Genomic DNA, 20,883 nt, shown 5'->3' with positions numbered 1-20,883 from the left:
AAACACCACATCAATCGACAACGGCGGACAACTGATGACGCTTTCACATCCCAAGGCGAACCGGTCACCCGGCACGCCAGATCCAGCATTCGGCGACGAAGACAGCATTGCCTACCTGAGTAAATTACTGGATGACGATCCAGCATTCCAAGTGCTAGCCCTGTTCATGGGACTCAGTAGTGATCTAAAAGGCAAGACGATCTTCAGTGCCTACGTGCATCACGAAGAACAGTACAAATATGTCATTGGACGCACCGACAGCGACGGCACTCTCGATCGGACGTTCGCCAACAATGGCATTTTATTGGGAAGCTTCAATTCCGGGGCGGCGTGTTCCGGCGGCAAGTTGGTGGTGCAGCAAAGCGAACCTGGACTTATCTACATGCAAGGCTGGACGGAAGGCCCTTCAGGTTGGGCTGATCTGGCGATTACGTGCGTCGATAAGCACGGTCAACCCAACCCCTCCTTTGGCAACAACGGCAGCGTTGTCATTGCAACGCCCGTGTACGAGGAACTGCTGACAAACTCCTGTACCTTGCAGATTCAGCCAGATGGCAAGCTGTTGGTCACCGCCAACTACTTACTGCGCCACAATGAGTTGCAGCTGACAACGGGCGTGGTTTTTCGTCTTCTATCAAATGGAGAACCTGACACGGGGTTCAATGGCAATGGTCGCTGGGAACTGAAAATACCTGATCCCCATGCCGCGACGGCCATCAATGGCTGCCTTTCTCAGGGTGGCAATGTGGTCATTGCAGGCCATGTCCGAACCCAGCCTGCGCACAACGTCGCGACGCTGGTACGGCTGGACAACAAAGGCGAGGTTGACAAGAGTTTTGGCGATTCGTCAGGCTTTTATTTCGTATATCTGTCCGATCACGGCTCAGTGTTCAATACCGTAATCGAAAGAGCCGACCATAGCTTGATCGCTGCGGGCGAAGCCTTTACCCGAGGTGCTCCTCACCAGTTGGGCCTGCTGGTTGCGCTGACGCCCAATGGCAGCCCCCATCTCATGTTCAACCAGGGCAAACCGCTGCTGACCCAGTTCGATGCCGAGCGTGAAAATCATTGGAGCTGTGCACTGGTACAACCCGATAACAAAATTGTGGTTGCTGCTGCTTTTTGGTGGCCATTACTTGCCCGCTTCAATGTGGACGGGAGCCTGGACACCACCTTCAACAGCACCGGCTACACCCCTGCGGACTTCACAATAAAAAGCGCGCCGGTTCAACTGGTCTCCCGTCAGGACGGGCGAATCATTGTCAGCGCCAACATCACCGGGGTTAATCCTGAGGGCATCGGCGTCATGAAATGTTTCCTCAGCTGAACCCGTCGCACCGTTGCCCCCCCGCCTACTAAAGGTGGGGGAACTCAGAGGATTACTCCACTCCCTGACTTACCACCACCGTACAGGTAATCCCCGCCGCCAACAGAACCCCCTCCGGCACCTCATCAATGTGAATCCGCACCGGCACTCGCTGGGCCAACCGCACCCAGTTAAACGTCGGATTCACATCGGCGATCAGCTCGCGGCTTTCCGGGTTGTCGCGGTCGTAGATGCCGCGCGAAATACTTTCCACGTGGCCCTTGAGCACTTCGCCGCTCATCAATTGCATATCGGCTTTATCTCCAACGCGAACGTGGGGCAGTTTGGTCTCTTCGAAGAAGCCGTAAACCCAGAACGAGTTCATGTCGACCACGGCCATTTTCGCTTCGCCGATGCGCGCGTAGTCACCGCGATGCACGTTGAGGTTGGTCACGTAACCGTCGACCGCCGCGCGCACTTCGGTGCGTTTGAGGTTGAGTTCGGCAGCTTCCAGTTGCGCCTGCGCGTGTTGGTAATCGGCGAGTGCAGCGTCAGCGATGTTGCTGGCGTCGTCGCGGTTTTCCTTGGAGATCACCAGGTTGTCGAGGTCGGCGCGGCGGTGGGCGTTGACCTTGCGCATCTCCCACGTCGACTTGCGCGAAGCGACCAGCGATTGTGCTTGTTTGACCGCGATGCGGTAATGCTCGGGGTCGATCTGCATGAGCAAATCGCCCTTCTTCACCAGTTGGTTGTCACGCACCGGCACGTCGATCACTTCGCCGGTGACGTCGGCGGCGACGTTGATGATGTCGGCACGCACGCGGCCGTCGCGGGTCCACGGCGTGTTCATGTAGTGCTCCCACAACGTGCGGCCGATCCACAGCGCCAGGGCCAGCACCAGCAGGGTCGCGAGCAGGCTGAAAAACTTTTTCATGGGGACGTTCTCAACGGTAGACAGTCAGCGCCATGGCGCCGAACAGACAGGTAAACAGACTCAGACGCAGCAGCGCCGGGTGCCAGAAAAAACGGTACAGGTCGAACCCCGACAGGAACCGATCCACCGCCCAGGCCAGTGCCGCAGCGATGAAAAACATCAGGGTCATGGTCGGCATGTACACGCCGTGGAAGGCGATTTCACGAGGCATGGGCAAGTCCTTCGGGCTTGGCGACGGCGTAGGCAGCGAGCGGTGATTGCGGGTCGAGCAAGGAGGTGCGGATGAAGTGCAGATAGCTCTTCACCCGGCGCAATGCGGAGGTATCGAAATGCGGCGCAAACGGCTCATCGGTCGCGGCGACTCGGCTGATTGCGTGATCGACAGCGATCAGTGCGCGTTCAAGATTGCTGGAGTTGGGTTGCAGAAACAGCCGCACCAACGCGCGACCCATCACGCGAATTGCTTGCCGCCACGGCTGCGATTCGGCATAGGCCGGGTGCACCGGCAAAATCGCCTGTTCCTTGCGTAACTCGATGATCGCGTGGCCGACTTCGAGCACCACGAACATCCATCGCAGCAGGTTCTTTTGCACCTTCGGCTCACCAGCGGCGAGACCGTAGGCCTGATGCAGCAAATCGCGGGTACGGCTCTCGAAACTCGAGGCCAGGCCTTTTAGTTTGCCGCTGATTGCGTAAACCACTTGGCCGCGCAGATCCTGCTCCAGACGCTTCCACAGCCAGCGACTGTTCGGCGGCAGAATAATCGCCCCCGCAGCGGCACAGACCAGCATGCCCATGACCATGGCGATGTAGTCGTTGATGAAGGTGTAGGGGTTGTAAATCGTCAGGTTGTCCGGCACCGAACCGGTGCTGAAGAAGATCAGCAAACCAAGGCCGACACCGGCGTATTGCGGCCGAGATGTGAGGAACGAACCGAGCACGATCACTGGCGCGAGCATCACGCAGAGTAATGGGAAACCGTCGATCCACGGGAAGATGAAAAACATCTCGACGAAGCCGATCAGGGCACCGAGGAAGGTGCCGCAAGCCATCTGGAAAGCCATGCGTTTCGGGTTGGGTGTGGCAGCCGAAAGGCCCACGGTGGCGGCGGCGATCAGGGTCATCGTCGCGCCACTTGGCCATGCGGTGGCGACCCAATAACTGCCGAGCACCACCAGAATGAACGAGGCGCGTATGCCTGATGCCGCAGCGGCCCACCAGTTGGTTTGCGGGGTGAACGGTTCATCCCAGCGCTCGCGTTCGTGACGGTGATCGGCGAGTGACGCGTGGGTCTGTGCATAACTGTGCAGGTCGTCGACGAAGCGATAAAGCAGTTCGTACGCGGTGTGGAAATCCAGTTGTTCGGCTTCGCTCGGATCGGTGTCTTGAAAGATCGCGCGCAAGGTTCGCACGCGTGTCGGCAAACCTTCTTTGTAGGTCGCCAGCGCTGTCGCCAAACGGCCGGCATCGGGACTGGTCAGGGCGCGGCCGCTGAAGCCGTCGAGCACTTCGGCGAGATCCTGCAGGCCCGGTCTGATCGCCGCGACCACGTGTTCTTCGCCGTTGACGCGCAGGCGTTCGAGCAATTGATGGAGGGCGTTGAAGCGTGTGGTGATGCCCATGAATTCGCTGTTCAAACGGCTCAGGCGACCGTTGCGTCGGCGCATGTGCGGGTCTTCGAATACGGTCACACTGCGCAAGCCTTCAAGGCCAACGGCTTCGGCGATGAAGCGCACGTTGCTCGCCTCGAAAGACTCGGCTTTGCTGCGTCCGCGCAGGCCATCGGTCACGAACAATGCGAACACGCCGAAGCGCTGATACAAGGCGTTGCGCATGGCGGCGCTGGCGGTTTGCGGCAGGATCGCGGCGCTGATCACGGTCGCGCAAAGGATGCCCAGCGAGATCTCCAGCACTCGCCATACGGCGGCCATGAACGCGCCGTCCGGGTGAGCCAGCGCGGGCAAACCGACCATCGCGGCGGTGTAACCGGCAAGGACAAAACCGTAGGCGCGGAAGTTGCGGCAACGCGCGGCGCCGGCCGAGCAGATGCCGACCCAGATCGCCAATGAGCCGAGAAACAATTCAGTGTTTTGCGCGAACAAGGCGATCAGCGTGACCATCATTGCCGACCCCGCGAGGGTGCCGAGGAAGCGATAGAAACTCTTGGCAAACACCTGGCCGCTCTGCGGCTGCATGACGATGAACACGGTGATCATCGCCGTGCGTGGTTGCGGCAGTTCCAGGCGCATGGCCAGCCACAGCGTGAGGAACGCGGCGAGCAACACCTTGAAAATGTAGACCCAGGTCACGCCATCGCTGCGCGCCCAGTCGAAAAATCCACGGCGCCATTCCAGGGAGTAGAGCCAGCGCAACGGTGCGGGCAAGGGAGTCATTAAATTCTGCTCAATGTTCGAGAACTGAAGAGTTTGCTACGGCGTACACAGCCCCTGTGGCGAGGGGATTTATCCCCGTTGGGCTGCGAAGCGGCCCCAAAACCTGCGACCCGATTCCCACAGTCACACCGCGTGCACTGGCTTTGCGACGGCTGCGCCGCCGAACGGGGATAAATCCCCTCGCCACAGGGTTTGGGGTCAACTCCAAAGGAGGATATTCCCAGCAGAGATTTTGGGTTCACCGCAGCAGTGCCGGGGTTTTCGGGGCCGCTGTCTGTTCAGCACTCGGTACGTCGTTGCCGGCGCCAAGACCACCACCCAACGCAGTCACCAATTCGGCATGCGCACTCAGACGCGCCGCCTGCACCTGCTGCTGCACTTGCTGTTGCTTGAACAGCAACGTCTGCGCATTGAGCACGTTGAGGTAATCGGTGAGCCCACGCTGATAAGCGATCATCGCGATGTCGTACGTTTTCTGCGCGGTCGCCACCGACTCGGCGGCAAAACCTTGCTGCTTGTCCATCGATTCGCGGCGGATCAACTGGTCGGAAATGTTCTTCAGCGCATTCACCAGCGTCTGGTTGTAATGCGCCACGGCGATGTCGTAACCGGCAGAGGCTTCACCGAGTTCGGCACGCAAACGCCCACCGTCAAAGATCGGCAGCGAGATCGCCGGGCCGACGTTGTAGTTGAGTTTCTTGCCGGTCAAAAACTCCAGCGCGCCGCCACCCGTGGCCATGTAACCGAGGCTGCCGACCAGATCGACATTGGGATAAAACCCGGCATGCGCCACATCGATTCCACGCGCCTGCGCCGCCACTTGCCAGCGACTGGCGACTACGTCCGGCCGCTGACCGAGCAATTCGGCCGGCAACGCCGACGGCAGTTTCAACTCAGCGCCAAGGGACAAAGTCGGGCGCTGCAACTGCGCGCCCTCCCCCGGCCCTTTCCCCGCCAGCGCGGCAAGTTGATTGCGACTGAGGGCGATCTCTTCATCCAGTGCATCAATTTGCCGATGGGTTTCCGGCAACGGCGTTTCGGCCTGACTGACTTCGAAATGCGTGCCGATCCCGCCGTTCAAACGCTTCTGCGCCAGATCGAGAATCTGTTGTTGCTGCGCAAGCGTCGCCGCGACGATGTCGCGCTGGGCGTAATGCAGCGACAGTTCGATGTAGGCGCGGACGATGTTGTTCTGCAATTCCAGCTGCGCCAGTCGCGCTTCGGCCGCGCTCATGTGCGCCAGATCCACCGCGCGCTCGCTGCTATTGCTTTCGCGGCCCCAGAGGTCGAGGGCGTAGCTGAAACCCAGCGCAGCGTTGTTATCCCAGGTCGTGGTGTTGGCCAGATCGCCGGGGCCGTAGAACTGATCGGTCGGCCAATTGTGGCGTTTGAGCGTCGACTCGCCATTGACCTGCAACGACTCGGCCGCTTCGGCGACACCGGCCATGGCTTTCGCCTGACGCACTCGCGCAGCGGCCATGGCCATGCTCGGGCTGCCTTGCACGGCGAGGTTGATCCAGCGATTCAGTTGCGGGTCGCCGTAGGCTTGCCACCATTGCGCGGTGGGCCAGTTGGCGTCACGGGCAGCGTGGGCGATGGCGTCGTCGGTGACCAGTGAATTGGCCTCCAACACCTTGCCCTGCGGGGCAATTCCGTCAGTTGAGATGCAGCCGCTGAGACCCAGGGTAAAAGCCAGAACACTGAGCGGCAAAAGCGCTCTGTTGATGCGACGCGGCACAGCTGCGAATTCCTGAGAGAGGGGATCGATACTTCTTCTGTAGGAGCTGCCGCAGGCTGCGATCTTTTGACCTTGATTCCCTTAAATCAAAATCAAAAGATCGCAGCCTTCGGCAGCTCCTACAGGGATCGGCGCAATTCTATGGAAGGCCCTGTGCGGCGATAAGCTGGGATTTCTGTGAATCTTTGTTACGGTTAACGAGATAATCCCTTGGTCGGGGGTCTCAGCCCCCGAAACTTCGTGTCACAATTTGCCATCTCCCTTGAGAGCACCCCATGGACACTTTGCAAAACATGCGCGCCTTCAGTTGCGTCGCCGAAGCCGGCAGCTTCACCGCCGCCGCCGTGCAACTCGACACCACCACCGCCAACGTCTCGCGCGCGGTCTCCAACCTGGAAGCCCATCTGCAAACCCGCTTGCTCAACCGCACCACCCGCCGCATCGCCTTGACCGAAGCGGGCAAGCGCTACCTGCTGCGCTGCGAACAGATCCTCGCCTACGTCGAAGAGGCCGAAGCCGAAGCCAGCGACGCCCACGCGCGCCCGGCGGGGCAGTTGAAAGTGCACACCATGACCGGCATCGGCCAGCACTTCGTCATCGACGCGATCGCCCGCTACCGCAAAACCCACCCCGACGTGACCTTCGACCTGACCCTGGCCAACCGCGTGCCGGACTTGCTCGATGAGGGCTACGACGTGTCCATCGTGCTCGCCAGCGAACTGCCAGATTCCGGTTTTGTTTCGCAGCGACTGGGCATCACCTACAGCATCGTCTGCGCCTCGCCGGCCTACGTGAAAGCCAACGGCGCCGCGCAAAAACCCAGCGACCTGCTCAACCACGCCTGCCTGCGCCTGGTCAGCCCGGTGATCCCCTTGGAAAAATGGGCGTTCGACGGCCCGGAAGGCCAGGAAGTGGTCACCATCAACAGCTCACCGTTTCTGGTGAACTCCGCCGACGCGATGAAAACCGCGATCATCAGCGGCATGGGCTTGGGTGTGCTGCCGGTGTATGCGGCAATTGAAGGCTTGCGCAACGGCACGCTGGTGCGGGTGATGCCGAACTACCGCTCGCAGGAATTGAACCTGTATGCGATCTACCCGTCGCGGCAATATCTGGATGCGAAGATCAAAACGTGGGTCGAATACCTGCGCGGGTCGTTGCCAGAAATCCTCGCCGCGCACCAAGCCGAACTGGCCGCCTACGAACTCAGCGGCACCCTCGCCGGCGCCCGAGTCGCCAACTGACCTTTAAACACACCACGCCCCTGTAGGAGCTGCCGCAGGCTGCGATCTTTTGATCTTGCCGTTTAAAAATCAAAAGATCGCAGCCTACGGCAGCTCCTACAGAACGGGAATTTCGCGGATGTTTCCGACAGGTCGCGTCGGTTGTCTGTCGGAAGTGAGGTGGATAGGCTTTGGGTGTCGCTGACGAATCAGCGACCGGGCTTGGTCGCTCGGGTTTAGAATGGCGCACTTTTCAAGCTTGCTTAATGGCGAGCCGTGCGTGGGAGAGCTTCGGCTCTGCCGGGTTTCCATTCCCTGGTCGACCAACCCGCGTACGGTTCGCCACCCTATTGCTTGGTCGCAGTGCTTGGCGAACTCCACTTCCCGAATGGAGCTTCACCATGATCAAACCAACACCGAATCCCCCCGAACTCGACGACACCACCCCCTACGAATTCCCCGGTTCAAAAAGATTCCACGAAGCCGCCGAACGCGCCCTCGACCACTACCTCAAACCCAACGCACTCACCCTGCGCTTCCACAAACCCAGCACCATGTTCCAGGTCGCCCCGGATCAAGACAACGAAAGCCTGCTGGTACACGCCTGCGAATCCCTGGCCCAAGCCAGCCTCATGACCAGCGACATCGCCGCCTACATCGAACTCCCGCAGCGAAGAACGATTCTGGCGATCCAGCAAATCATCATGCTCGCCGAACTGGCCGTGAATCGGGCGCTGGATAACCACGAAATATCCCAACCCCCAACCCACAACTGAAAAGCCCCTCACCCTAACCCTCTCCCGGAGGGAGAGGGGACTGACCGAGGTGTTTGGGATAGACACGCCGACGTGCAATACCGAGCCGAACTCACATTCTGAAAAGCCCAAAACCGGCCCCCTCTCCCTCGGGAGAGGGCTGGGGTGAGGGGCAGCCCCAACACAACAACAGCCGAACAACGCACCGCCCTTAACCACTCAAAACAATGAGCGCAAGCTCGAGTACCGCTTTTGATCTTGATCCACGAGCGACGTCGGAAGGCTGAGTGGAGGGATTGATCCGGGGGTGGGAGCGCAGCGACCGTTTGGCGCAGCCAAACACAGCGAGAGGAGGTGCAGCGAAGCAAACCGGAGGCGCTGCGCCCGGATCAATCCCGCAGCGAAGGAACCCCGAGCCCCAGCGAGCGGGCCGAACGCAGGAGCAAAGCCTTTTCGGTTACCTTTTCGGCGTTTGGAAAAGGTGACTCGCCGTAAGGGCGAAACCTCAATCCGCCATCACCAAAAAAACGGATATACACCCAAAACCCCAAGAACATGGTCGGCCCAAAGGCCGCCAAGACAACCCCAAGCCAGAAATGTTAGCGTGCTTGGTATCAAGCCCGAACAAGAGCCAACAACGATGAAAAAGACTGTCCTGGCCTTCAGCCGCATCACCCCGCCAATGATCGAACGCCTGCAACAAGAGTTCGACGTCATCGTCCCCAACCCAAAAACCGGCGACATCAACGCCCAATTCAACGAAGCCCTGCCCCACGCCCACGGTCTCATCGGCGTCGGCCGCAAACTCGGCCAGGCCCAACTCGAAACCGCGACCAAACTCGAAGTCGTCTCCAGCGTCTCCGTCGGCTACGACAACTACGACCTCGACTACTTCAACCAACGCGGCATCATGCTCACCAACACCCCCGACGTCCTCACCGAAAGCACCGCCGACCTCGCCTTCGCACTGATCATGAGCAGCGCCCGCCGCGTCGCCGAACTCGACGCCTGGACCAAGGCCGGCCAATGGCAAGCCAGCGTCGGCGCCCCGCTGTTCGGCAGCGACGTACACGGCAAAACCCTCGGCATCGTCGGCATGGGCAACATCGGCGCCGCCATCGCCCGCCGTGGCCACCTCGGCTTCAACATGCCGATCATCTACAGCGGCAACAGCCGCAAGACCGAACTCGAACAACAACTCGGCGCCCAATTTCGCAGCCTCGACCAACTGCTGGCCGAAGCCGACTTCGTCTGCCTGGTCGTGCCACTCAGCGACAAAACCCGCCACCTCATCAGCCACCGCGAACTGGCTCTGATGAAACCAAGCGCCATCCTCGTCAACATCTCCCGTGGCCCGGTGGTCGACGAACCCGCGCTGATCGAAGCTCTGCAAAACAACCGCATTCGCGGCGCCGGTCTAGACGTCTACGAAAAAGAACCGCTGGCCGAATCGCCACTGTTCCAGCTGAAAAACGCCGTGACCCTGCCGCACATTGGCTCCGCAACCAACGAAACCCGCGAAGCCATGGCCAACCGTGCCCTCGCCAACCTGCGCAGCGCCCTGCTCGGCGAACGCCCGCAGGATCTGGTCAACCCACAAGTCTGGCGCGGATAAAAAAACGGGCAAGTGCAAAACTTGCACTTGCCCGCCACAACTTGACTACACAACTTGAAATTCAACAACAGCCCTATTCACACTTCAGCGTTATAAGCTCTCGGCATTATCGAATGAACGATAAGACGCTATGGAGAGCGAAGACCTTGAACAACTTGAGCACCGAAAAACTTATCCGCTACAGCAAAGTTATCTTGATGGCCTACATCAGTTTTTTTGGCGTACTGGTGATTATTCATAACTTTTTCGACTACAACTCAAACTACGAATACGTTGCTCACATCCTGAGCATGGACACTACCGCCAACGAAAACATCAAGTATCGGTCGATCGATTCGCCTTACCTGCACCACCGGATCTTCTGGCTCATCATTACGCTGGAAGTCACCTATACCGTGCTATGCCTGATGGGTACCTATCACTTGTATCGAAAAGTGAATGACTCGGCGGAAGAGTTCCATGAGGCCAAGAAGTTTTCGATCATGGGCATTCTGGTTGCCATCTTTATTTATTACGTGTGCCTGCAAACCGTCGGCGTGGAATGGTTCGACATGGACACTTCAACAGAATGGAACGCCAAAGACTGGGCTCGGCACATTGTTGACTTCATCTTCCCGGTAATGATTTACATCACCTTGAAAGTCGAGCGCTAATCAACAGCGCTCTTTCATATCAAGCTAACTTACCGTGCGGCGGAACCAAGACTGTTTTCGGTTTACGAAACACCAACACGTTACCCAACATCACCAACACCAGCCCGACCAGCGCCGGCGCCGTCCACTGATAACCTTCGGCAAACGCCGAAACGTTAAGCGCGACCACCGGGAACAGCACCGTGCAATACGCCGCGCGCTCCGGGCCCATGCGGCCGACCAGCGTCAGGTAAGCGGTAAAGCCGATCACCGAGCCTGGGATGACCAAGTAGAGCAGCGCGCCGACATAACGCGGCGACCAGTCCATGTCGAACGGAATGCCTTTGACCAGGCACCACACCGACAGCATCGCCGCGCCATACGCCATGCCCCAGGCATTGGTGGTCAGCGGCTTGAGGCCCGCCTTCTGCTGCAGGCTCGACAGCATGTTGCCCGCCGAAAAACACAAGGTGCCGCACAACGCCAAACCGAGTCCAAACAAGGTTTGCGGACTGGCCTGATGCCCGGCCAGTTCGGGCCAGAACAACATGCCCAGACCGAACAGCCCCAGCGCCCCGCCCATCAATACATTGCGCGCGATGCGCTGCCCAAAGAACACCCGCGCATTCAACGCATTCCACAAAGTTGCGGTGGAAAACACCACCGCCACCAGACCGCTGGGGATCCACTGGCTCGCCGTCAGAAAACACATGAAGTTCACACAGAACAGGCACAAGCCCTGCGCCACGCAAATCAAATGACCGCGACGGTTCATCGGTTGCAACCGACGGCTGAGCAGCAACAACACAAACAGCACCAGCGCCGCGAGGCCAAATCGATAAACAATCGACACCGGAATCGCCACCACCCCCAACTGCCATTTCAAGGCAATCCAGGTGGTGCCCCAGATCAGCACGGTCAGCAAATACAACGACAGGTTCATGGCGCTTACTCCTCAATAGGCCTTGAGTGTCTGCCGAGGCTTGCCTTCGGCGCTTGCAGATTCTTGCGCTTTTGTCCGGCAGTGGGCTGGCAGCGCGAAGCCTACGGAGTAGGATGCAAGGCGTTGGAGAGAACCGATCATGGCCGCAATCGATAACCTGCAAGTCTTTCAAGCCCTCAACCGCTCGCCGAACGCACGCCTTGTGCACAGCGCCGAGCTCGGTGACGGCTTGTCTGCAGCTTTGTGGACCAACCACCACGACGCGCAGGAATACGAAGCGCCGAGCCATCACACGCTGTCCTGCTACATCGCTGGCGGCACCGGCACTTTCCGTCGCGGCCAGCCGGGGCAAAAAGGCGGGCCGGACAAGCTGTGCATCCTGCCCGCCGATCACGAATCGGGCTGGGTGATCAACGGTGATATTCGTTTGGCGCACCTGTATTTCAGCGCTGAACAATTTGCCCTTGGTTGCGTTACTTTGCTTGATCGTGAGCCGCGTGAGATGCAATTGCGCGAGCAGACTTTTCTTGAAGATCCGCAACAGGCACAGCGCTTTCGGCGACTGCTGACGTTGAACTGGGACGAGCCTGCCGAGCGCTTGCTGACCAGTAGCATTGCTCACGAATTGATCAGCCACACTTTGCTCAGCCAGGTTGGCGCGCGTCAGGGTTTGCGTTTGAAGGGTGGGCTGGCACCGCATCAGCGTCGGCAATTGGTGGAGTTCATCGACAGCCAGTTGGCCGAGCCGATCAGCCTTGGGCAGTTGGCCGGATTATGTGCATTGTCGGAATATCACTTTGCGCGGATGTTCCGGGTGAGCTTTGGCTTGCCGCCGCATCAATACGTGCTGGCGCGACGTCTGGATCGGGCGCGGGCGTTATTGCGCGGTACGGCGTTGCCATTGGGGGAGATTGCCCTGGCTTGCGGGTTTGCCAGTGCGAGCCACTTTACCAATCGATTCAAGCAGGTGTTGGGCGGAACGCCGGGGGAGTATCGGCAGGCGTTTTTGCGTTGAGGCCTGGTTCCCCTCACCTCAGCCCTCCCGAAACGTCGGACCGCCCAGAGGGAGAGGGAGCCGACCGAGGTGTCCGGCGTTGTACATCGACCTGTATAACCGAGTCGATTGTGGATTCGGTAAAGATCGATCACGTCGGCGAAGTTCTCCAATATTCCCCAATCAGTCCCCTCTCCCTCCGGGAGAGGGTTAGGGTGAGGGGCTCTAGATCTTGACTTAAAACTCCAACGTGCTGGACAACGAAACCTGCCGCGAATCCCCCATCGACACAAAGAACCGGCTCGCCGCCGACGTGTAGTAAGTGCGATCAAACAGGTTCTTCACATTCAGCTGAAACTTGACCATCTGCCCTTCAACCTGGGTGTCGTAAGTCGCAAACGCATCCGCCACGGTATAGCTCGGCAGATCAAAATCATTCACCGCGTTACCCGCCCGCTCACCGACATACCGCGCCCCGGCACCGACGCGCAATTGATCGCCACCGATCACGCTGCCGAAGTCATACACCGCCGACAATGAGCCGCTATTCTTCGCCACGTTTTGCAGGCGCTTGCCTTTGTAGTCCGGGTCTTCCGTGACTTCGGCATCGGTGTAGGCGTAGCTGCCGATCATGCTCCAGCGCTCGCTCAACTGACCGCTCAAATCCAGTTCCAGACCGCGCGAACGCACTTCGCCAGCGGCGCTGTAAATCGTCGTTGGGCCTTCAGCATTGGCGACCAAAACGTTGCGCTTTTTGATGTCGAACAACGCAATGTTGCCGGTGACTTGTCCTGGCAGATCGAGGCGCGCGCCCAGCTCCCACGACTTGGCTTCTTCCGGCGCGATGCTGCCGTCGAGCACGGTGCTGCTGCCGCTCAGCGGGGCGATGGTCGAGTTGGGTTTGAACGATTCGGTGTAGCTGCCGTAGAACGACAAAGCGTCGGTGTAGCGATACACCAGCCCCGCGCGCGGCACCCATTTCTGCCCGTTACTGTCGGTGTTGGCCTTGAACGGCACGCCTTTGCCGGCGTACTGGTCGTACTCCTGGAAGCGCCCGCCGGCGACCAGAATCCATTGATCGGTGAGGTGAATAGAGTCCTGCATAAAGATCGAATCGCTGCGCAGTTCATCGGTCTGCGCACTGTCGGCGGCACTGACCGTGGTGCCTTCGACTTCACGGCCATACACCGGATTGACGTAGCTGAAGGTGCTCAGGCTTTTCTGACGGATCAGGTCGGCGCGGTAGATCTTGCGGTACTCGTCATCGACGCCGAACACCAGGTCATGCTGCATGCCCAGCACATTGACTTTGCCTTCGAGGCTGGCGGTGGTGAAACGGTCGGTGCTGATCGCGTTTTGTGTGCCGTCCATGCTGCGGGTCAGCGTGCCCTTTTTGCTGTCGATGGCGGTGACGCGTACTTGGCTGGCGTCGTAGGTTTCGCGGTTCCAGCTGTAGCCGAAATGGGCTTTCCAGTCGTCGTTGAGTTCGTGGTCGGCTTCGAAGTGATAGAGATCCGAACGCCCTTCCATGTTGTTGAACGGCTCGTCGAGGCGCTCGTTGCGCGAGATATCCAGTGGATGATTGGTGCGTGGATCGATCAGCGTGCCACGGTCGAACGGCGTGAGAAATTCGCGATGCTCGTAGGCGAACAACAGCTTGGTGCTTTCGCCGAACCAGGCCAGCGACGGTGCGATCAGGGTTTGGCGGAGCGTGCCGAAATTGCGCCAGTAATCTTCGTCTTCGTGATCGAGCACCATGCGATAGGCCAGCCCGGAATCGCCCAGCGCACCGGTGCTGTCGAAAGTGCCGCCGCTCCCATTCTTGCCGTCGCCGTAGGTCGAGCCGCTCAGGGTCAGCGCGTTGTACGGCGTCAGTTCCGGCTTCTTGCTGACCATGTTGACCACGCCGCCGGGGTCTTGAATCCCGTAGAGCAACGACGCCGGGCCTTTGAGCACTTCGACGCGATCGACCGTGGCGTTCATGCCTCGGCCCTGCACGATTGGCATGCCGTCGCGCATGATCGAGCCGTTGCGGTTGTCGCCGAAGCCGCGGGTCATCACCGAGTCCTGCGTGCTGCCCAAGGTGTTGCCTTGGGTGATGCCGCTGACGTTGGCCAGTGCGTCGTCGAGATTGCGCGGCGCCTGATCGCGGATAACCTGCGCCGGGATGACGTTGACGGTCTGCGGGACTTCTTGCAGCGAGGCCGACGAGCGCATCACCGAACTGGTTTCCAGCGGCTGATAACTCAACGAATCGTCGCGCATCGAAGTGATGGTGGTGGCGCCGAGGTTCAACGCGCCTGCGGTGGGTTGCGGCTCCAGTGCCAGGGTGTGGCTGTCGGTGCGGCGGAAGCTCAGACCGGAACCCGCGAGCAACTTTTGCAGGGCCTGTTCCGCGCTCATCTGGCCGTTGACCGCCGGGGCGGTGAGGCCGTACGGCGCTTCGTCGGTGTAGACCACGCTCTGCCCGGTGACGCGGCTGAAATCGCTCAAGGCTTGCGGCAGCGGTTTGGCGGCCAGGCTGAAAGTGAATAGCTTTTGCGGCTGGCTGCTGACGGTTTCAGCGGCGCGCGCCACGCTCATCGGCAACAGCGCCAATGCCGAAAAGCTCAACGCCGACGCGCCTAACCACTGTTTGACCGAACCCGATTTTGCCCTGGACTTCATGACTCATGACCTGTGTAGAACCGCAACGGATGCGAATGACTCGCAGTTTCAGTCACTACACGGATGGGGCCTGGGTTTACCTCATCACAATTTGAAAATATTTTTTCAGATCAAAAGATCGCAGCCTTCGGCAGCTCCTACAGGGGGATCGCATTTCAATGTAGGAGCTGCCGAAGGCTGCGATCTTTTGACTTTGCCTCAACGCAAAATAATCAAATGCCCCAACACCTGATGCTGCTCAAACCCCAACACCCCCTGCAAAGAATTCAACACCGCCTGCGGATCCTTGCTCGGAAAACTGCCACTGACCTTGCGCGCCGCCAGCTCATCATTGAGCAGCACAATCCGCCCCGGATAATACCGGCGCAAATCCTCCACCACGTCCCCCAGCGTCGACTTGTAATACGTCAGCCAACCCTGCCGCCAGGCCAGTTGCGCCTCGCTGTCCACAGAATGCAGTTTTTCCGCCGTACCCTCACCATAAGTAACCTGCTGCCCAGCCGTGAGAATCTGCTGTTCGCCATCACGATCCGCCGTCACCCCGACACGCCCGGACAACACCGTCACCTGCGCGCCATGCGCTTGCAGTCGCACCTCGAATTGCGTCCCAAGCACCCGCGCCGAGCCTTTCTCGGCCTCGACCACAAACGGCTCACCAGTGTGCGTAACCGTGAAAAACCCGGCGCCACGGCGCAACTGCACATGCCGCTCACCCCGGCTGAAATCCACCGCAATCGCACTGTCAGCATCGAGGGTAACTTGCGATTGATCAGCCAACGTCACCGTGCGAATTTCCCCCGGTGCGGAAACGTAATCCGCCCCCAGATCATCAATCCAGCGCTGCGGCTGCCACCCGGTGCCGAGGCTGATCATCAACAACAGACACGCGGCCATCGCCAGCGCACCCGACCACCGCAACAGCTGCGGACGACGCGGTCGATCCATCGCATCGAGATAATCCTGCAGCGCCAAAGCGTCTTCATCGGCCAACGTTCGCGCCGGGCCTTCGCTCAACTCCCAGACCACTTGCGCCTGCGCATAAGCCTCGGCGTGGGCCGGATCGGCGCGTAGCCATTGGCTGAAGGTGAGTTGATCGCCCGCGCTTGGCCGGTCATGCAACAGGCTCAGCCAGGCGAATGCGGCCTGCTCCTGAGCCAGTGTCGGGGTGACGTAATCGGTTGGCTTCACGGTGCTTTCCCTGGCAGGCGTGGCGCGGGTTCGCGCAGGCTGGCCTTGCAGGCCTCGAGGGCGCGCATCATATGTTTTTCCACGGCACTTTGGGACAGGCCCATGGCTTTGGCGATGTCGGCGTACTTGCGACCGTGGATGCGATTGAGCAAAAAGATCTGTCGGGTGCGCTCGGGCAATGCACGCAACGCGGCTTCGACATGACGCAGATCATTGCCCGCTTCGAGCGCGGCTTGCGGCTCGCTGCCGTGGCTGTGCGGCTCATCCGGTTGCCAGCCTTCGTTGACTCGCGAGCGCGTACCTTCGCTGCGCAAATGGTCGATGGCGATGTTGCCGGCGCAACGTAAAAGATAAGTGCTGAGTTCCTCGACCTGCACCAGCGGCCGCCGCCAGAAACGCAGAAACAGATCCTGCACCAGATCCGCCGCCGTCGCCCGGCAGCCGACGCGCCGATTCACCAGCGCTTCCATCTGCGAACGCTGGGACAGAAACACCTGGAGAAAATGCGCACGCGCCCCGCGCGGTTCGTCGTCGCGGGATTCCGGAGGGAGACCGATCAACACCTCAGCACTGCGCCCATGCCGCCACCGGGCTGGCCAACAGACTCAGCCCGGCGAGCGCCAACGCCAGACGCGGGCGATACGGCATCAGCAACACCAGCGTCAATGCGCTGAGCATCAGCACGGCGAACCAGTCGACCAGGCCAAAGCTCCAGCCATTGACCGTCACCGCCGCCCATAGCGACAAACACAGCAACAACCATCCGCCGATTTTCAGCGCCTGACGACGCGAGGCCGAAGGTTTGTGGCCGAGCAATTCATCGTGATGTCGCGGCATCGACAGACACAACGCGGTGAACCCGGCATAGCACAGCAGCAGCGCCAGCAACATTAGTTCGCTCCCTGCTCAAGGGTGATCGCCCGGGTCTTTTCGCGACGAGGATTTTTCACGCTGACGGTGCCGGCGGCGCGTTGCATTTTCCATGCGGCCCACGCCAGAAACACGCCGGTGGCGAGGCAGGTCAGATCGAAACCGGCGAGCGTCCAATCGCCTTGCGTAAGGGTCGCTGCGAGATTCCACGGCGTGGTCAGCGCATTGATCACCGGCACGGCAGTAAACAGCAACGCGCCGCACGCAAGCTGCTCGACCCAGGCCTTGCGCCCCGGCCGCAACAGCGCGTGAACCACGCTCAAGCCCCAGGCGATAAAGAACGCATTCACTTCCCAATCCGCACGTCCGGCCAGACCTGTCGGCAGCAGACGATTGGCCAGGAAAAACACCGCGATCGCCGTCACCAGCCCGGCCATGCTGGCGATGTTCAGCACTTCAACCAGCCGCAGTTCGAACGGCATCACGCCGCTCTTCGCGTGTTTCAGCTGACGCTTGCCGAGCCAGATCACCAGCCCGGTGCCGATCATCGCGGTGCCGGCCAGCCCGCAAATAAAGTACAGCCAACGCAACACCGGCCCGGCGAAGTGGCCCATGTGCAAACCATAGAAAGCGCCGCCGACCGCCATGGCCATCGGCTGATTCGGTGTGCTGCCGAGCATCTGCCCGCTGACCCCGTTGAACGTCACCGCACGGCCGAAATCGTGCACCACGCCGTCGCCGGCACGCGACAGCACCACCGTCGCATTGGCGTCGCCCGGATTGTTCACCGACAGTCGCGCCGTATGGCCGCCCGACCATTGTTCGCTGGCCTTGGCCAACAGCGGTGCCATGGGCGCCAGCGCCTGCGCAATGTTGGCGCGCTCCGGGGTATTGGAGGCTGGGAATACTTCATCATAAAACTTGTTCACGTCGCTGCCGTACGACGCCAAAATGCTCGCCGGCATGACCATCGACATGAAAATCACCAGGCTGCTGTAGGTGATCATCAGGTGAAACGGCAGCACCAGCACGCCGACCGCGTTATGCCCGTCGAGCCAGGAGCGCTGGCCTTTGCGGGGGCGGAAGGTGAAGAAGTCTTTGAAGATTTTTTTGTGGGTGATGATCCCGGTGATCAGCGCGACGAACATCACCATCGCGGCGATTGTCGCCAGCCAGCGTCCCCACGGATAGGGCATTTGCAGCTGAAAGTGGAAGCGGTAGAAGAACTCGCCGCCCATGCTTTCGCGGCCCTGCACTTCGCTGCCGGTTTGCGCGTCGAGGGTTTTCGATTCGAAGCGGCCGCGTTCGCCGGGTTTGCCCGGTGACTGCTGCCAGCGCACGGTCAGGCCGGGATCACGGGCGTCGGGCAAGTCGATCAGCCAGCGCGAGGCGCCGGCGGCATGTTGTTGCAGATAATTTTGCGCCAGCGCCAGGCTCGCCTCGGCATTCAACGGTCGCGAGGGAATTTCCGGCTGCATCCAGTGAGTGGTTTCGTCATTGAAATAGGCCAGCGTGCCGGTCAGAAAAATCGCGAAGAGCAACCAGCCGAACACCAGCCCGACCCACGTGTGCAACCAAGCCATGGCCTGGCGAAAACCCTCTTTCATGCAAAGCCCAACCCGCGAGCAGCGCCGGAGATGGTCGCCAGAATCACGCTCGGCACTAGCAAACCGACCCACGCCGACCACGCCGTGCGGCAGGCAAAGCACCACAACACCGCCACCAGATAGACCAGAAACGAGACGGTCATGCCGGTCACCACGGCTTCGGCGCGGTTGAGCGGCAACCACATTGTCAGGGTGACACTGGCCAGCGCCGCGACCAGATAGCCGCCAAACACCGCCGCCAGCACCCGCGAGGTAACGGCCAGACGATAGGACATGGGAAGTGTGGCGAGTTTGGCTTTCATGTTTCGACCCTGAAACGAAAACGTCCGGCCGACAAGCCGAACAACAGTCGAGCAATATTAATGATAAATATTCTCATACGCAAAAGCATCTGATTGCCGGACACCGTCTGCGCACCCTACAATGCGAACAGTTCTTGTTCTCTAACGCACCTCTCTACCGCGTCAACAAAACGCCCGGAGCCACCGTTGTCGTCCGCCCATCCCGTCGAATCGCTCTATCAGGCCCACCACAACTGGCTGACCGGCTGGCTGCGGCGCAAACTCGGCTGCCCGGACAGCGCGGCGGATCTGGCGCAGGACACCTTCATCAAAGTGCTGACCGCTCGCGAACCGCCGGTGATCATCGAGCCGCGCGCGTTCCTCACCACCCTCGCCAAGCGCGTGTTGTTCAATCACTACCGCCGTCAGGATCTGGAGCACGCCTATCTCGACACCCTCGCGCAGATGCCGGAAATGCTCGCGCCGTCGGAAGAACATAAAGCGATCATCCTGCAAACCCTGATGGAGCTGGATGAGTTGCTCGACGGTTTGCCGCGCCAGGTCAAACGCGCGTTTTTGCTGGCGCAGGTCGATGGCCTGACTTATCCACAGATCGCCGCCGAACTCGGCATTTCTGTGGCCACGGTCAAACGTCATCTGAACAAAGCGGCGATGCGCTGCTACTTCGCCCTATGAATCGCGCGCCGGATTTTTCTTCGCAGGTCGCCGAACAGGCTGTGCACTGGCTGATGGAAATGCAGCAAGGCGTCCTGAGCCCGCGCCAGCAGATGGCGATGCAGCAATGGCTGGAGGCGCACAGCGAACATCGGCGGGCGTGGGAACACATTCAGCGGGTCAATCAGCGGTTGCGCGGTGTGTCTTCACCGCTGGCGCATGCGGCGTTGAACGGGCCGAAGTCGGGCAGTCGACGTCAGGCGCTGAAATTGTTGCTGATTCTTGGCGCCGGTTCGGCTGCGACCTGGGGAATGCGTGAGCACAATCCGCTGCCGTCGCTGCTTGCTGATTACCGCAGCCCGGTTGGTCAGCGGCGCAAGGTGGAGTTGGGTGCGGGCGATCAGTTGCACCTCAATACGGCGAGTGCGGCTGACGTGCGTGTTGATCAGCGTTTGATTCGTTTGCTTGAAGGCGAAATGCTCCTGACCGCGTCGCACGCGTTTGAAGTGCGCACGGCGCAGGGCATTCTGAAAACCCAGGGCGCGCGTCTTAATGTGCGGCAATTGGCTGATCGCACGCAGGTGGCGTTGTTTGAAGGGCGGGTCGAACTAAGCGCCGATGGGCGTGCGCCGATGCTGCTGCCGGTGGCGCGGCAACTGAGTTTTACCTCGACGTCTGTTGGTGAAGCGAAAGCGCTGGATGCCAACAGTGGAGCGTGGGTGGACGGCATGTTGGTGGCGGCACATATGCGCTTGGGGGATTTTCTCGATGAGCTCGGTCGCTATCGTCGCGGGCAGCTTAATTGCGACAGGAAGGTTGCTGATTTGTTGATCTCCGGGACGTATCCGCTCGACGACAGTGAGCGGATTCTTGATCTGCTGGAAATCAGTTTGCCGGTGAAGGTAAAGCGCTTTACCCGGTATTGGGTGACCGTTGCGGCGCGGGTGTAAGGAACAAGATCAAAAGATCGCAGCCTTCGGCAGCTCCTACAGGAGATATGCATTGCAAATGTAGGAGCTGCCGCAGGCTGCGATCTTTTGATCCTTGAAAAATAAATGAGCC

Annotated in this window: 19 protein-coding genes; 8 read left to right on the top strand and 11 right to left on the bottom strand. The window is 59.9% G+C overall.

Annotated elements, in window-relative coordinates:
- Positions 1-34 precede the first annotated feature (34 nt).
- On the top strand, positions 35-1,327 hold the full coding sequence (locus tag AD669_RS04660) for a delta-60 repeat domain-containing protein (protein WP_053117276.1): 1,293 nt from the start codon (positions 35-37) through the stop codon (positions 1,325-1,327).
- Between the two features lie 52 nt (positions 1,328-1,379).
- Here the strand turns inward: AD669_RS04660 and AD669_RS04655 are convergent, their stop codons facing one another.
- From AD669_RS04655 to AD669_RS04640, 4 genes are all read right to left on the bottom strand, one after another.
- Positions 1,380-2,240 (bottom strand): HlyD family secretion protein, encoded by an 861-nt coding sequence (locus tag AD669_RS04655; RefSeq protein WP_053117274.1) that lies wholly within the window; start codon positions 2,238-2,240, stop codon positions 1,380-1,382.
- Between the two features lie 10 nt (positions 2,241-2,250).
- Positions 2,251-2,451 carry a DUF1656 domain-containing protein gene (locus AD669_RS04650; RefSeq protein WP_007914106.1) on the bottom strand — a complete coding sequence of 67 codons (201 nt, stop codon included), beginning with the start codon at positions 2,449-2,451 and terminating at the stop codon, positions 2,251-2,253.
- Positions 2,441-4,633, bottom strand: coding sequence for an FUSC family protein (locus tag AD669_RS04645; protein WP_053117273.1), 2,193 nt, complete (start codon positions 4,631-4,633; stop codon positions 2,441-2,443). Before AD669_RS04645 ends, AD669_RS04650 begins: the two co-directional genes overlap by 11 nt.
- Before the next feature lie 238 nt (positions 4,634-4,871).
- A complete protein-coding gene (locus tag AD669_RS04640) occupies positions 4,872-6,371 on the bottom strand; it encodes an efflux transporter outer membrane subunit (protein ID WP_053117271.1) in 1,500 nt (499 codons plus the stop codon).
- A gap of 275 nt (positions 6,372-6,646) precedes the next feature.
- Here AD669_RS04640 and AD669_RS04635 point away from each other — a divergent pair, with 275 nt between their 5' ends.
- The 4 genes from AD669_RS04635 (at position 6,647) to AD669_RS04620 (ending at position 10,617) form a co-directional block, all read left to right on the top strand.
- Positions 6,647-7,615 carry a LysR family transcriptional regulator gene (locus tag AD669_RS04635; RefSeq protein WP_008088899.1) on the top strand — a complete coding sequence of 323 codons (969 nt, stop codon included), beginning with the start codon at positions 6,647-6,649 and terminating at the stop codon, positions 7,613-7,615.
- A 380-nt stretch (positions 7,616-7,995) separates the two neighbouring features.
- Positions 7,996-8,370 (top strand): DUF6124 family protein, encoded by a 375-nt coding sequence (locus AD669_RS04630; RefSeq protein WP_053117269.1) that lies wholly within the window; start codon positions 7,996-7,998, stop codon positions 8,368-8,370.
- Between the two features lie 619 nt (positions 8,371-8,989).
- Positions 8,990-9,964, top strand: a complete 975-nt coding sequence (locus AD669_RS04625) for a D-glycerate dehydrogenase (RefSeq protein ID WP_053117267.1) — start codon at positions 8,990-8,992, stop codon at positions 9,962-9,964.
- A 146-nt stretch (positions 9,965-10,110) separates the two neighbouring features.
- On the top strand, positions 10,111-10,617 hold the full coding sequence (locus AD669_RS04620; protein WP_053117265.1) for a DUF2165 domain-containing protein: 507 nt from the start codon (positions 10,111-10,113) through the stop codon (positions 10,615-10,617).
- A 19-nt stretch (positions 10,618-10,636) separates the two neighbouring features.
- Here AD669_RS04620 and AD669_RS04615 read toward each other — a convergent pair whose 3' ends face one another.
- Positions 10,637-11,539, bottom strand: coding sequence for a DMT family transporter (locus AD669_RS04615; RefSeq protein ID WP_053117263.1), 903 nt, complete (start codon positions 11,537-11,539; stop codon positions 10,637-10,639).
- A 139-nt stretch (positions 11,540-11,678) separates the two neighbouring features.
- On the opposite strand from AD669_RS04615, the gene AD669_RS04610 reads away from it, so the two are divergent.
- Positions 11,679-12,554 (top strand): AraC family transcriptional regulator, encoded by an 876-nt coding sequence (locus AD669_RS04610; RefSeq protein ID WP_053117261.1) that lies wholly within the window; start codon positions 11,679-11,681, stop codon positions 12,552-12,554.
- A gap of 216 nt (positions 12,555-12,770) precedes the next feature.
- On the opposite strand, the gene AD669_RS04605 is transcribed toward AD669_RS04610, so the two are convergent.
- The 6 genes from AD669_RS04605 to AD669_RS04580 form a co-directional block, all read right to left on the bottom strand.
- The gene (locus AD669_RS04605) at positions 12,771-15,200 is read right to left on the bottom strand and encodes a TonB-dependent receptor (protein WP_053117259.1); all 2,430 of its coding nucleotides are present in this window, start codon (positions 15,198-15,200) and stop codon (positions 12,771-12,773) included.
- Positions 15,201-15,398: 198 nt separating this feature from the next.
- Positions 15,399-16,388: a FecR family protein gene (locus tag AD669_RS04600; protein WP_053117257.1), complete on the bottom strand. Its 990-nt coding sequence runs from the start codon at positions 16,386-16,388 to the stop codon at positions 15,399-15,401.
- Positions 16,385-16,951, bottom strand: coding sequence for an RNA polymerase sigma factor (locus AD669_RS04595; protein ID WP_053117255.1), 567 nt, complete (start codon positions 16,949-16,951; stop codon positions 16,385-16,387). The genes AD669_RS04600 and AD669_RS04595 overlap by 4 nt, the downstream gene beginning before the upstream one ends.
- A gap of 1 nt (position 16,952) precedes the next feature.
- Positions 16,953-17,279 carry a DUF3325 domain-containing protein gene (locus tag AD669_RS04590; RefSeq protein ID WP_053117253.1) on the bottom strand — a complete coding sequence of 109 codons (327 nt, stop codon included), beginning with the start codon at positions 17,277-17,279 and terminating at the stop codon, positions 16,953-16,955.
- Positions 17,279-18,865 carry a PepSY domain-containing protein gene (locus tag AD669_RS04585; RefSeq protein WP_053117251.1) on the bottom strand — a complete coding sequence of 529 codons (1,587 nt, stop codon included), beginning with the start codon at positions 18,863-18,865 and terminating at the stop codon, positions 17,279-17,281. Before AD669_RS04585 ends, AD669_RS04590 begins: the two co-directional genes overlap by 1 nt.
- On the bottom strand, positions 18,862-19,167 hold the full coding sequence (locus AD669_RS04580) for a DUF3649 domain-containing protein (protein WP_053117249.1): 306 nt from the start codon (positions 19,165-19,167) through the stop codon (positions 18,862-18,864). The genes AD669_RS04585 and AD669_RS04580 overlap by 4 nt, the downstream gene beginning before the upstream one ends.
- Positions 19,168-19,353: 186 nt before the next feature.
- Between AD669_RS04580 and AD669_RS04575 the strand changes: the two genes are divergently transcribed.
- Positions 19,354-19,842: a sigma-70 family RNA polymerase sigma factor gene (locus AD669_RS04575; protein ID WP_053117247.1), complete on the top strand. Its 489-nt coding sequence runs from the start codon at positions 19,354-19,356 to the stop codon at positions 19,840-19,842.
- Positions 19,839-20,771, top strand: coding sequence for a DUF4880 domain-containing protein (locus tag AD669_RS04570; RefSeq protein WP_053117244.1), 933 nt, complete (start codon positions 19,839-19,841; stop codon positions 20,769-20,771). Before AD669_RS04575 ends, AD669_RS04570 begins: the two co-directional genes overlap by 4 nt.
- The last annotated feature ends 112 nt before the right edge of the window (positions 20,772-20,883 follow it).

The sequence above is a fragment of the Pseudomonas sp. P1.31 genome, from assembly GCF_001269815.1.
GTDB lineage: Bacteria > Pseudomonadota > Gammaproteobacteria > Pseudomonadales > Pseudomonadaceae > Aquipseudomonas > Aquipseudomonas rustica.
This window is presented reverse-complemented; position numbering and strand designations above follow the sequence as displayed.